General features: G+C 60.0%; 15 protein-coding genes and 1 tRNA gene. 5 read left to right on the top strand and 11 right to left on the bottom strand.

Annotated features, from left to right (window positions below; translation table 11 throughout):
- The first annotated feature begins 55 nt into the window (after positions 1-55).
- Positions 56-625: a peptidoglycan L,D-endopeptidase MepK gene (mepK, locus tag ACR0FC_RS04720; protein ID WP_170338571.1), complete on the top strand. Its 570-nt coding sequence runs from the start codon at positions 56-58 to the stop codon at positions 623-625.
- A 131-nt stretch (positions 626-756) separates the two neighbouring features.
- On the opposite strand, the gene ACR0FC_RS04715 is transcribed toward mepK, so the two are convergent.
- The 11 genes from ACR0FC_RS04715 to iscR all read right to left on the bottom strand — a co-directional run bounded on the left by ACR0FC_RS04715 (position 757) and on the right by iscR (position 8,845).
- Positions 757-833 (bottom strand) — tRNA-Arg (locus tag ACR0FC_RS04715).
- 78 nt (positions 834-911) lie between these two features.
- The gene (locus ACR0FC_RS04710; RefSeq protein ID WP_170338570.1) at positions 912-2,132 is read right to left on the bottom strand and encodes a cysteine desulfurase; all 1,221 of its coding nucleotides are present in this window, start codon (positions 2,130-2,132) and stop codon (positions 912-914) included.
- Positions 2,133-2,143: 11 nt separating this feature from the next.
- Positions 2,144-2,710 carry a Yip1 family protein gene (locus tag ACR0FC_RS04705; RefSeq protein WP_093962091.1) on the bottom strand — a complete coding sequence of 189 codons (567 nt, stop codon included), beginning with the start codon at positions 2,708-2,710 and terminating at the stop codon, positions 2,144-2,146.
- On the bottom strand, positions 2,707-3,192 hold the full coding sequence (locus tag ACR0FC_RS04700) for a YIP1 family protein (protein WP_093962092.1): 486 nt from the start codon (positions 3,190-3,192) through the stop codon (positions 2,707-2,709). Before ACR0FC_RS04700 ends, ACR0FC_RS04705 begins: the two co-directional genes overlap by 4 nt.
- Positions 3,192-4,472, bottom strand: coding sequence for a Fe-S cluster assembly protein SufD (gene sufD, locus ACR0FC_RS04695; RefSeq protein ID WP_170338568.1), 1,281 nt, complete (start codon positions 4,470-4,472; stop codon positions 3,192-3,194). Before sufD ends, ACR0FC_RS04700 begins: the two co-directional genes overlap by 1 nt.
- The gene (sufC, locus tag ACR0FC_RS04690) at positions 4,472-5,227 is read right to left on the bottom strand and encodes a Fe-S cluster assembly ATPase SufC (protein ID WP_170338566.1); all 756 of its coding nucleotides are present in this window, start codon (positions 5,225-5,227) and stop codon (positions 4,472-4,474) included. The genes sufD and sufC overlap by 1 nt, the downstream gene beginning before the upstream one ends.
- 48 nt (positions 5,228-5,275) lie before the next feature.
- Positions 5,276-5,479 (bottom strand): hypothetical protein, encoded by a 204-nt coding sequence (locus ACR0FC_RS04685; RefSeq protein ID WP_170338565.1) that lies wholly within the window; start codon positions 5,477-5,479, stop codon positions 5,276-5,278.
- A complete protein-coding gene (locus ACR0FC_RS04680; RefSeq protein WP_170338563.1) occupies positions 5,479-5,748 on the bottom strand; it encodes a hypothetical protein in 270 nt (89 codons plus the stop codon). Before ACR0FC_RS04680 ends, ACR0FC_RS04685 begins: the two co-directional genes overlap by 1 nt.
- Positions 5,748-7,268, bottom strand: coding sequence for a Fe-S cluster assembly protein SufB (sufB, locus tag ACR0FC_RS04675; RefSeq protein ID WP_170338561.1), 1,521 nt, complete (start codon positions 7,266-7,268; stop codon positions 5,748-5,750). The genes ACR0FC_RS04680 and sufB overlap by 1 nt, the downstream gene beginning before the upstream one ends.
- Positions 7,269-7,286: 18 nt before the next feature.
- Positions 7,287-8,330: a cysteine desulfurase family protein gene (locus ACR0FC_RS04670; RefSeq protein ID WP_170338559.1), complete on the bottom strand. Its 1,044-nt coding sequence runs from the start codon at positions 8,328-8,330 to the stop codon at positions 7,287-7,289.
- A 56-nt stretch (positions 8,331-8,386) separates the two neighbouring features.
- A complete protein-coding gene (gene iscR, locus ACR0FC_RS04665) occupies positions 8,387-8,845 on the bottom strand; it encodes a Fe-S cluster assembly transcriptional regulator IscR (RefSeq protein ID WP_093962098.1) in 459 nt (152 codons plus the stop codon).
- A 179-nt stretch (positions 8,846-9,024) separates the two neighbouring features.
- On the opposite strand from iscR, the gene ACR0FC_RS04660 reads away from it, so the two are divergent.
- The 4 genes from ACR0FC_RS04660 to typA all read left to right on the top strand — a co-directional run bounded on the left by ACR0FC_RS04660 (position 9,025) and on the right by typA (position 12,517).
- Positions 9,025-9,678: an alpha/beta hydrolase gene (locus ACR0FC_RS04660; RefSeq protein WP_093962099.1), complete on the top strand. Its 654-nt coding sequence runs from the start codon at positions 9,025-9,027 to the stop codon at positions 9,676-9,678.
- Positions 9,678-9,923 carry a hypothetical protein gene (locus ACR0FC_RS04655; protein ID WP_093962100.1) on the top strand — a complete coding sequence of 82 codons (246 nt, stop codon included), beginning with the start codon at positions 9,678-9,680 and terminating at the stop codon, positions 9,921-9,923. Before ACR0FC_RS04660 ends, ACR0FC_RS04655 begins: the two co-directional genes overlap by 1 nt.
- Before the next feature lie 366 nt (positions 9,924-10,289).
- Positions 10,290-10,625: a DMT family transporter gene (locus tag ACR0FC_RS04650; protein ID WP_093962101.1), complete on the top strand. Its 336-nt coding sequence runs from the start codon at positions 10,290-10,292 to the stop codon at positions 10,623-10,625.
- A gap of 74 nt (positions 10,626-10,699) precedes the next feature.
- On the top strand, positions 10,700-12,517 hold the full coding sequence (gene typA / locus ACR0FC_RS04645; RefSeq protein WP_170338557.1) for a translational GTPase TypA: 1,818 nt from the start codon (positions 10,700-10,702) through the stop codon (positions 12,515-12,517).
- Positions 12,518-12,647: the final 130 nt, after the last annotated feature.

The raw sequence follows: 12,647 nt of genomic DNA, 5'->3' as shown, positions 1-12,647 counted from the left end.
AGAAAGCGCACGTAACATCGTGTGCAGGCAGGAACTGTACGGGACGAAACACGTTATGACCAAGAGCAGTACCTCGGGGATGACCCGGCGTGCCCTATTGGGCGCATTCGCGGCAACGGCAGTTGTTGCAGCACCAACCTACTCAAACGCAGCAGGCTTCCTTCGCGGGGGTGGAGACATCCGCAGGATCCGTATGTATTCGGGTCGTACCGGCGAGCGCTTGGACATGATCTACTGGGTCGATGGTAAATACGTCAAAGACGCGGTCAAGGAAATCAACCACTTCATGCGTGACTGGCGCACCGATCAGTCAAAGGACATGGATCTGCGCACGATCGACATCATGGCCGCGGCCCACAACCTGCTGGATGTGAACGAGCCCTACATGCTGTTGTCGGGCTACCGCTCTCCGCAGACCAACGCCATGCTGCGCCGTCGGTCGCGCGGTGTCGCCAAGAACTCTCTCCACGTCAAAGGTCAGGCTGCGGACCTGCGGCTTGCCTCCCGCTCGGTCTCACAGATGGCCAAGGCAGCCATTTCGTGCCGTGCCGGCGGTGTCGGCCAATACTATGGATCAAATTTCGTGCACATGGATTGCGGCGACGTTCGCTCCTGGCGCGGCTAATACACTACCACTCACCAACCCCGCAAAAAGCCCCGGCGCATCACTGCCCGGGGCTTTTTGCTGCGCAGCGCGCATCTGGCAGTGACGGACACAGGCGCAGAAGCGCTACGCCTTGAAACTCTGGAAGAAAGTGGCGCACCTGAGAGGATTCGAACCTCTGGCCTCTGCCTTCGGAGGGCAGCGCTCTATCCAGCTGAGCTACAGGTGCGTTGGCCGTTAGCTAACCTTGTTCCGATCCGGGTGCAACTGGATTTTGCATGTCGGAACGCGGTTTAGCGACGAACAATCAGGCAAACAATTCGTGCGCCAGTTCCAGCGCATCGATCAGCGTGTCGACCTCATCGGTTGTGTTGTACAGACCAAAACTGGCGCGGCAAGTGGCCGTAACCCCGAGATGATCCATCAACGGTCCGGCGCAATGGTGCCCCGCCCGAACGGCGACGCCCTTCTTGTCGAGAATAGTGGATACATCGTGCGCGTGGCCCGCACCATCCAGCGTAAAGCTGAAGATAGCGGCCTTGTCGGGCGTCGTCCCCTGAACCTGCAGCCAGTTCAGCCCGGTCAGGCGCTGCATTGCATAGTCGCGCAAGCCCGCCTCATGAGCCGCGATGTTGTCCATCCCCAAACCCATCATGTAGTCCAGCGCAACGCCCATGCCGATCGTCTGGACGATACCCGGAGTGCCGGCTTCGAATTTCATCGGCGGATCGTTGTAGATCACCGTCTCCTTCGAGACCTCCTTGATCATGTCTCCACCGCCGATGAAGGGGCGCATTTCCGCCATCCGTTCGGACTTGATGAAAATGGCGCCAGATCCCGAGGGGCCGTACAGCTTGTGCCCGGTGATAGCATAGAAATCACACCCGATATCCTGCAGATCCACCGGCATGTGAACCGCGCCCTGGCTTCCGTCGACCAGCACAGGCACGCCTTTGGCATGGGCGCCTTCGGTAATCGTCTTTACGTCAACCACGGTACCCAGAACGTTGGAACACTGGGTCACCGCCACCAGTTTGGTCTTGGGCCCGATGGCGTCGATCACGGCCTGCGGATCCAGCGCACCACTTGCATCCACGTCCACCCATTTCAGAACGACGCCCTGGCGTTCGCGCAGGAAATGCCAGGGTACGATGTTGGCATGATGCTCCATGACGCTCAGAACGATTTCATCGCCGGCCTGCATCCGTGGCATGGCCCATCCATATGCGACAAGGTTGATCCCCTCGGTCGTCCCGGAATTCAGGACGATCTCATCCTCATTCGCGACATTCAAAAACCGGGCGACGGTCCCGCGCACGGATTCGTATTTTTCGGTCGCTAGGTTCGACAGGTAGTGCAATCCGCGATGCACGTTCGAATACTCGTGCGCATAGGCATTGGTAACCGCATCTATCACCACCTGAGGTTTCTGCGCCGAGGCCCCGTTGTCGAGATAGGTCAGGGGTTTCCCGTTCACCTCACGCGAGAGGATCGGGAAATCGGCGCGGATTTTCTGGACGTCATACATGATCGAATTCCCTAAACAGGCCCGCTTGGGGTCATCAACAGGACGAAAGGTATCGCCAGCAATCCCGAGATGAGGATGACCACAAAGGATTTGCCCAGCGAGTCGAAATGGTGCGCCTGATTGATGAAATGCAGGCTGATGTAGAGGCTGTACAGGCTCATCCCCAATACGAGGATCAGGAACATAGTCGGCGCAATCATCACCATGACGAAGATGATCAATTGGCCCAGAATCTGCAGGAATTGCAGCCAGACCATCAGCAGCATCATACCGTCCAGGCTGCCGGTGCCGCCAATCATCCTGCCGACAAAATGAAACGCGAAGATGCCCAAGAGAACGGCTCCGGCCGAAGTCGCCAACGACTGCACGACCGGTTCAAACGCCATATCCAGCGATGGATCAAGCGCCGGAAACACAAGGGTCGATAGTGATTGAGACAAAGCGTTCAGGACAACGACCAATGCCAGCGCTGTCCAAAGCACATCCCGACCGGGTACTCCGGCCAACAGACGCCTTGCCGCCTCGGCCGGATTTGCCAATGTCAGAACGGCCAGATGTCCCAGAAATGCGGCGTTCATGCCCGCGCCCTTCGTGTTTGAGAAAACCCGGAAAACCAGAACCAGACGAATACCGCAACCCAAAGGGCTCCGGTCAGTGTCTGGACAGGGCCCGGACCGATGAAACCAGCCACCAGCCCGTTCAACAACACCAGCGGTGATGAGGCGAGCAGAGCCCAGAACAGCGCAAGCCGCGCCTGATAGGACGTGGTTGCACCGCCGAACATGCGAGAAATCAGGTGAGTCCCCCATGCAAGGACGTAAAACAGCAACGGCAGAATGAAGACCGACCCCAACAGGGCCCCACCCATCAGCATGTTCAGGTCCAGCCCCTCAAGATGGGCACGGCGCGCAAGGCCCGGCAACTGTGCGATAAAGCCAATCACACAGAACGCCATGACAAAGGCCAGCGCGCGGTCTTCGCGCGGGCCCATGTCCAGAAGTCGACGCACAACTCGACCGGGCCCGCGATAGGAGGCGACGATATCGGTGGTCACCGGCATCAGCTGTGCCGCGCCAACCAGCCTTCCAGCCGCGAGACGATGTCCTCGGCCAGCGCTTCGTCTTCGATCTCTTCCACGGCTTCTGCCAAAAAGGCCAGCGTCAGCATGTTGGTCGCTTCCTTGGCCGGAACCCCGCGCGAGCGCAGGTAGAACATCGCGGTCTCGTCGATGGCACCCGAGGTCGACCCGTGCGAGCAGGCCACGTCATCGGCATAGATCTCAAGCTCGGGCTTGGCCAGAAACTGACTGTCGTCATCCAACAGCAAAGACTGGCTGATCTGGTAACCGTCGGTCTTCTGGGCGCCCTCCTTGACCAGGATCTTGCCCTGGAACACGCCGGTCGCGCCGTTGCGCAGAACCTTCTTGAACACCTGACGGCTTTCGCAGTTCACCGCGTCATGGGTGATGAACACCGTGTCGTCATGGTGGAAGTCGCCATCGCCCACACAAGCGCCGGCCACATGCGCCACCGCATCGTCGCCGGTCAGCTCGACCACCTGTTCATTGCGCGTCAGCACACCATTCACGGTCAGGGTAAAGGATTTATAAACGGATTCCTTGCCCAACCGGGTGAACATATGCGTCGCGGCGCGGCGCTGATGGTCCCTGCCCTGCGCCCGGACATGGTGCAGCGTGCCGCCATCGGCGATGTCGATCTCGATGCATTTGTTGAACCGCGAGGCCGCCGGACCATTCTCGAGAATTGTCACCTCGGCGCCACTTTCCACGCGGATCACGTGGTGCAGGATCGCGTCCGAGGTCTCGGAGTCGTGGCGATAGATCAGGCTGATCGGCTTGGACGGTTTGCCGGTCACATGGATCGCCACGCCGTCCTGCGCAAAGGCGGTGTTCAAGGCCGCGAGCGGGCGCTGAACCGGGGTCTGGCCCCTTTCTTCCAGCACGCCATACAGCTGCTTGGCCCAGTGGATGTCCTTGCAGCAGATATCCTCAAGCCGGTCGATGCTCACGCCTTCCAGCGTCAGATCATCGCTGTCCTCGGGGCTGAATACGCCATCGACGAAGACGATCTTCAAGCGGTCAAACCCGTCAAAGACCATCGGCTCGTCGGTGTGGAATACCTCGGCCACCGGAACCTCGGGCGAGATCAGCGTATCGGGACGCGTGTATTTCCAATACTCGTCGCGCCGCCCGGGCAGACCCATGGCGCGCAGCCGGGCCAGGGCCACCTCACGCGCTTCGCGGGTGCAGCCGGCTTCGGGCATGCGCAGCGTGGCGAGCCGCGCCTCGGTCGCGGATTGTTTCACATCGGGCAAGGCCATCAGTTCACCTCGGCAAGAATGTCGGCGTAACCGTTGTTTTCGACCTCCAGCGCAAGCTCAGGCCCGCCGGTCTTGACGATCCGGCCATCGGCCATGATGTGCACCACGTCGGGTTTGATGTGGTCCAGCAGGCGCTGATAGTGGGTGATCACCAGAAACCCGCGGCCTTCGTCGCGCAGCGCGTTCACGCCCTCGGCCACCAGCTTCATCGCATCCACGTCAAGGCCCGAGTCGGTCTCGTCCAGGATGCACATCTTGGGTTCCAGCATCGCCATCTGCAGGATTTCGTTGCGCTTCTTCTCACCGCCCGAGAAGCCCACGTTCACGGGGCGTTTCAGCATGTCGGCGTCGATCTTCAGCGACTTGGCCTTTTCGCGGATCAGCTTGAGGAAGTCGGCGGCCGACAGTTCCTCTTCGCCGCGCGCCTTGCGCTGGGCGTTCACGGCGGTGCGCAGGAAGGTCATGTTGCCCACGCCCGGGATTTCGACCGGGTATTGGAACGCGAGGAACACGCCGGCGGCGGCACGCTCTTCCGGCTCCATCTCCAGCAGGTCGGCGCCATCCAGAGTCGCCGAACCCTCGGTTACCTCATACCCGTCACGGCCCGAAAGCACATAGCTGAGCGTCGACTTGCCCGAGCCGTTCGGCCCCATGATCGCGTGTACCTTGCCGGCCTCGACCGTCAGGTCCACGCCCTTGAGGATCTGCTTTTCCTCTTCCTCAAGTTTGACGTGCAGGTTCTTGATTTCCAGCATGTTTTTTCCTTTTGCGTATCGTCGGGACGCGCCGGCCCCGGTTTGTCCCTATCCCAGCACTCTGCGCAGCAGCCGCGCCGCGATCCATCCCAGGACCGCCCCGCCGCCGATTGCCCAGACCGGGTTGATGAAATCGGTGTAGTTGACGTTGACATAGGCCACGCCCAGCAAGCCGCCCAGAACCGGCAGCGCATAGCCAAGCCAAGTCAGCAAATTATCCTTGCGGATGCCGTTTTGGTGATTTCGCGCCATCAACTTCTCCAATACTTCCATATCTTCTGAAACTGACGCCACCAGAGCCTCCAAACCACGATCAACAGCGGCACGAAAATCAGAAGACTCAGACTTCCAGCCATCGGTCCGTTTTTGACGAATGCCGCAACAATGAGTCCCACACAAATCAACACAACCGGCAACACGGCCCGACGTGACAACCAACAGAAAGCCTCCGAGCGTGCGCCTTCCTTGGCATTGGTTTCGAAAACCTTGGCCTCTTGGCTGATTTGGCTGGTACGCGCCATCAGCCGACCGAGCCTTCCAGCGAGATCGCGACCAGCTGCTGGGCTTCCATGGCGAACTCCATCGGCAGCGCCTGCAGCACGTCCTTGCAGAACCCGTTGACAACTAGCGCCACGGCCTCTTCCTCGTCCATGCCGCGCTGGCGGCAATAGAAGAGCTGATCGTCATCGACTTTCGAGGTGGTGGCCTCGTGCTCGACCCGGCTGCTGTTGTTCTTGACCTCGATATACGGAACGGTGTGCGCCCCGCATTTGTCGCCGATCAGCAGGCTGTCGCACTGGGTATAGTTGCGGCTGTTCTTGGCCTTGGGGTGCATCGACACCAGCCCGCGATAGGTGTTCTGGGCCTTGCCCGCGCTGATGCCCTTGGACACGATACGCGACTTGGTGTTCTTGCCCAGATGGATCATCTTGGTGCCGGTATCGGCCTGCTGCATGTTGTTGGTGATGGCGATCGAATAGAACTCGCCCTGGCTGTCATCGCCTCGCAGGATGCAGGACGGGTATTTCCAGGTCACGGCACTGCCGGTCTCGACCTGCGTCCACATCACCTTTGACCGGTCGCCCCGGCAATCGGCGCGCTTGGTCACGAAGTTGTAGATGCCGCCCTTGCCGTTCTCATCCCCCGGGAACCAGTTCTGAACGGTCGAGTATTTCACCTCGGCATCTTCTTCGACGATGATTTCGACCACTGCGGCGTGCAGCTGCGCGGTATCACGCTGCGGCGCGGTACAGCCTTCCAGATAGGACACGTACGAGCCCTTGTCGGCGATGATCAGCGTCCGCTCGAACTGCCCCGTGTTTTCTGCGTTGATGCGGAAATAGGTGCTCAGCTCCATCGGGCAGCGCACGCCGGGCGGCACATAGACGAACGAGCCGTCCGAGAACACGGCCGAGTTTAACGTGGCGTAGAAGTTGTCCGACACCGGAACAACCGAGCCCAGATACTTTTTGACCAGTTCGGGGTGTTCCTTGATCGCCTCGGAGATCGAGCAGAAGATGACGCCGGCCTTCTTCAGCTCGGCCTGGAAGGTCGTGCCCACCGAAACCGAGTCGAACACCGCATCCACGGCGACCTTGCGGCCCTCGGCCGGGGCATCCTCAGCGCCTTCGACGCCTGCCAGAATCATCTGCTCTTTCAGCGGGATACCCAGCTTTTCGTAAGTGGCCAGCAGTTTGGGATCGACCTCGTCCAGCGACTTGGGCTTGGTCTCCATCGACTTGGGCCGGGCGTAGTAATACTGGTCCTGAAAGTCGATCTTCGGATAGTGAACCATGGCCCATTTGGGCTCTTCCATCTGGGTCCAGCGCTCGAAGGCTTTCAGACGCCATTCGGTCATCCACTCGGGTTCTTCGTTCTTTTCCGAGATCAGCTTGACGATATCGGGGTTCACGCCTTTGGGCGCGTACTCCATCTCGATATCCGTATCCCACCCGTATTTATAGGTTCCGACCTCGCGTACCGCGTCAACGGTTTCCTGATCGACACCTTCTTTTACCTGGGTCTGGTCCAAAGCGGCCATGTTCCACCCTCCGTCAGATCACGCGGCCCGCGCGCGATGCTTTTTCTCTTTTTCCAGCCACGTTTCGGCGAAACGTAGCACGTCTTCTTCACTCGTCTCGGGGCCCAGCGAAACGCGTACTGCGCTGGCTGCCGTGGCCTCGTCATATCCCATTGCGGTCAGTACCGCGCTTGCCTTCACCTTGCCGCTGGAGCAGGCCGAACCGGCGCTGATCGCAAAGCCCGACAGATCCATCTGCATTACCTGCGTTTCGCCCTTCCAGCCGGGCGTCGCAAAGCACAGGGTGTTAGGCAACCGATCCTGATCTTTCCCGACAAAAATAGTAGATTTAGAACCAGCCTCAAGGGCCTTTTCTAGAATATTTCTAAGTTCTGCAACCTTTTCCCAAACTCCGTTTGCCAGATCCCGCGCCGCTGCTTCAGCCGCAGCGCCGAACCCTGCTATTCCAATGACATTTTCCGTTCCCGACCGGCGCCCCATTTCCTGGCCACCGCCCTTAATCCGGGCCTCCAGATCGGTGCCGCGTTTCATCACCACGGCGCCCGCACCCTTTGGCCCGCCCAGCTTGTGCGCCGAGACCAACGCCATCTGCACGTCCAACCAGTTGAAGGCGATCGGCAATTTCCCGAACGCTTGCGTGGCATCGGTGACGGCCAGACCCTTGGGCAAGGCCTGAATGAGTCCGGTCTCAGAATTGGCGAGCTGCAACGTGGACCGAGCCGGATCGGAAACCGTAACAACGCCTTGGCTCGAAACCGGCAAATCCTCGACAGTCCAGGCCCTTACGGCATCATGTTCGATCGCCGCGCCATGCAGGTCGTGCCCTTCCAAGGCCAGCGCCGCGCCTTCGGTCGACCCGGATGTGAATACGATATCGGCCCCATCCGCCCCAAAGGCCGCCGCAACCTGCGCACGCGCCTTTTCGATGACGGCCTTGGCCGCTCGCCCCTCGGCATGTACCGAGGAGGGGTTGCCGCAGACCTCCATCGCCGCGATCATCGCGTCGCGCGCCTCGGGGCGCAGCGGGGTCGTGGCGTTGTGATCCAGGTAAACACGTCTCATGGACTCACCTTTTCATCCACGGCCACACCCTTCGAGATTCCCGATCCGCTCACCGGTCAATCATCCACGACCGAGAACAGCCCAGGCACCGCCGGACACGGCGCAAGGTCGTTCTGGATCACATCGGACAAGCGTGTTTGGTGCAGGAACACGTAGACATGCGCACTGAGACTTTCCCACAGGCGATTGGTCAGCGACTGCGCCCGGCTGCCCGAGGATCCCCCCGAAGCCCCGGCCCCCTTGTGCATGGCGTCCACGGTCTCGTCCACCGCCGACAAAATCTCGACCACGCGAATCTCGGACGCAGGCCGCGCCAGACGATAGCCGCCCCCCGGCCCGCGCACCGATGCGACCAGATCGGCGCGGCGAAGTTTGACGAACAACTGTTCCAGATAAGGAAGCGAGATGTCCTGACGCTCGGAAATCTCACCCAGCGTCACCAAAGTGTCGGCGGGCTGAAGCGCGATGTCAGCCAGCGCAACCATTGCGTAACGACCTTTGGTGGACAGCTTCATTTCCTCGATCCCTCCGGCGTGAACCGCGTGAAAACATTGACGTCGCCGCGGTCAGTGCGTATCTCCGACTGACAGCGTGTTCACGCTGCGATACTCAATTAGAACCGTTCTAAGGTGCCTGACGATAACCGTCAAGTATATCCCGGCGCCCGCGAGAAAAAGACAGGACAACCGCACACATGCCCGAGGTGATTTTTCCCGGACCTGAAGGCCGACTGGAAGGCCGTTACCACCCCCAAAAGGAAAAAGACGCACCGATCGCCATCGTGCTGCACCCGCACCCCCAGTTCGGCGGGACCATGAACAACAAGGTCGTCTACAACCTGCACTACGCGTTCTACAACATGGGCTTTACGGTCCTGCGCTTCAATTTCCGGGGCGTCGGCCGAAGCCAGGGCGAGTATGACCAGGGCGTCGGAGAACTCAGCGACGCGGCATCGGCGCTGGACTATCTGCAGTCGATGAACAACAACTCGAAACACTGCTGGGTCGCAGGCTTTTCGTTCGGAGCCTGGATCGGCATGCAGTTGCTGATGCGCCGCCCCGAGATCACCGGCTTCATCAGCGTGTCGCCGCCCGCGAACATGTATGATTTTTCGTTCCTTGCCCCCTGCCCCTCGTCCGGGCTGATCATCAACGGGACGGCCGACCGTGTAGCACCGCCGGCGGACACCACCGCACTGGTCGGAAAACTGCACGAACAGAAGGGTATCACAATCACCCATACCGAGGTTGAAGGAGCCGACCACTTCTTCCAGGGTGAGCACATGGATACGCTGATGACCAACGTGACCGACTACGTCAAACGCCGCCTGACCGAGAACACACGCTGATGTCCGACACCATCACCATTCTCGCGGCGAAACTGGCCGAGGATACGATGAAGGTCATGGACGAAACCGGCCAGGATCGGTTCTACGTCGAAGTCGGTGACGTGCTGGGCGCAGCCTCCCAATCGCTTGAGGAGGCTTTCCTTACCGAAATCCGCGTCCGGTTGGCCGAGCGCAAGGCGCGGCAATTCCTGATCAAGAGGCTGTCGGATCACCGGTCCAAAGTGAAGGCGATCGAAAAGCAATAGGCGCACAAAAAAGGAGCCCGCGGGCTCCTTTTTCGTTTCATTCGTGGCGTTCAAACTGTTGTTGCGCTTGACCTATCAACCAATTTGGCTGCGTCAGTATCGACGGACCCCCCGTCAGCAAGCCACCCAATCGCCACGATTATTGCCGAAGCCAATACGACCGTTTTTGCAAATGTCGTCATGAAACACACTCGTTAAAAAAGTAATCGAAAACGTGTATTAGTTTACACGCTTTATGGCCTTGCCATAGTCGGGTTTACCTGACCCTAGGTGAACCAACGAAAGGGGCGACTGCCTGAAATTCCTTGCGCCGTTTCTGAATTCTGTGCTCAACGTCGCAGCAGATGCATCAAGGGTTCAAGAACCATGCCCCAAGCCTACCTGATCCTCCTTCTCGCTGTTATTGCCGAGACAATCGGAACGACCGCACTGCAGGCCAGCCAGCAATTCACCCGGTTCTGGCCCTCGGTGCTGGTGGTGGTGGGCTATGGGTTTGCCTTTTACCTGATGGCGCTGACGCTGAAGGTAATGCCCGTCGGCATCGTTTATGCAATCTGGTCCGGGCTTGGCATCGCTCTGATTGCGCTGATCGGCTTTGTGGTTTTTGGCCAACGGCTGGACTGGCCCGCGGTTCTTGGCCTTGCGATGATTCTAGGCGGCATTCTGGTCATCCACCTCTTTTCGCAGACTGCGGGCCACTGATCGCGCGTTAGGGCTGGTAACTTGTGCCGCGCCGCGTTATGCGCGCGGCAACTTCCCGTTCAAAGGCTGACCTCATGGACCTGCGCAACATCGCAATCATCGCTCACGTGGACCACGGCAAAACGACCCTGGTGGACGAGCTACTGAAACAATCCGGTGCATTCCGGGAAAACCAGGCCGTGGCCGAGCGTGCCATGGACAGCAACGATCTCGAACGTGAACGCGGCATCACCATTCTGGCCAAAGCCACCAGTGTCGAGTGGAAAGGCACGCGCATCAACATCGTTGACACCCCCGGCCACGCCGATTTCGGCGGCGAGGTCGAGCGTATTCTCAGCATGGTTGACGGCGTCGTGCTGCTGGTCGATGCCGCCGAAGGCCCGATGCCCCAGACGAAATTCGTGACCTCGAAGGCGCTGGCGCTGGGTCTGCGTCCGATCGTGGTGCTGAACAAGGTCGACAAGCCTGATGCCGAGCCCGACCGCGCGCTGGACGAGTGCTTTGACCTGTTCGCCAACCTCGGCGCCGACGATGACCAGTTGGATTTCCCCGCCATGTATGCCTCGGGGCGGTCGGGCTGGGCCGACATGGAACTGGACGGCCCACGCAAGGACCTGTCCGCCCTGTTCGATCTGGTAGTCGACCACGTTCCCGCCCCCAAACAAGCTGAGCGCAAGGATGAACCCTTCCGCATGTTGGCGACCACGCTGGGCAGCGACCCGTTCATCGGTCGCATTCTGACCGGCCGTGTGGAAAGCGGCACGCTCAAAGCGGGTGATAGCCTCAAAGCGCTCAGCCGTGACGGCAAGCTGATCGAGAATTTCCGGGCCACCAAGATCCTGGCCTTCCGTGGTCTCAGCCAGCAACCGATCGACGTCGCCGAAGCGGGCGACATCGTAACCATCGCAGGCATGAGCAAGGCCACCGTTGCGGATTCGCTGGTGGCGCCCCAGGTGGATGAGGCCCTGCCCGCCCAGCCGATCGACCCGCCGACCATCACGGTGACCTTCGGCATCAACGACTCGCCGCTGGCGGGGCGGGACGGCAAGAAGGTCCAGTCGCGCGTCATCCGCGACCGCCTGATGAAAGAGGCCGAATCGAACGTGGCCATCCAGATCACGGACACCCCCGGTGGCGAAGCCTTCGAGGTCGCGGGCCGCGGTGAATTGCAGATGGGCGTTCTGATCGAGAACATGCGTCGCGAAGGGTTCGAACTCAGCATCTCGCGTCCGCAGGTTCTGTTCCGCGAGGAAGACGGCCAACGCCTGGAGCCTATCGAGGAAGTCACCATCGACGTGGATGACGAATTCTCGGGCGCAGTCATCGAAAAGGTGACAGGCGCGCGCAAGGGCGAGTTGGTTGAGATGCGCCCCGCAGGCGTTGGCAAAACCCGCATTATCGCGCATGTACCGTCGCGCGGTCTGATTGGCTATCACGGTGAATTCCTGACCGACACCCGCGGCACCGGCGTTCTGAACCGCGTTTTCCACGGCTGGGCACCGCACAAGGGCCCGATCCCCGGCCGCCGCGCCGGCGTTCTGATCTCGATGGAGAACGGCCAGGCCGTCGCATATGCGCTGTGGAACCTGGAGGAGCGTGGGCGGATGTTCGTCGGCCCCCAGACCGATGTGTACCAGGGTATGATCATCGGCGAACACTCGCGGGACAATGACCTTGAGGTGAACCCGCTGAAAGGCAAGAAACTGACAAACGTGCGGGCCAGCGGTTCGGACGATGCCGTTCGCCTGACACCGCATGTCCAGTTCTCGCTGGAGGAGGCCATTGCTTACATCGACGACGATGAGCTGGTCGAAGTAACCCCGAACGCGATTCGACTGCGAAAGCGGTTCCTTGACCCGCACGAACGCAAGCGTATGGCCAAGTCAGCCTGACCCCCGGTCCGTTCGATTTTGAACGTGTCGGAAACAATGGCGCGAATGTGGCATTTTTGCGTCCATCTGAAACGGTGTTTTCTCAGGGAAGCCATGAATGGTTCATGGCTTCCCTTTTGTTTTACCTGCA

The sequence above is a fragment of the Ruegeria sp. BB9 genome (assembly GCF_056539345.1).
This window is presented reverse-complemented; position numbering and strand designations above follow the sequence as displayed.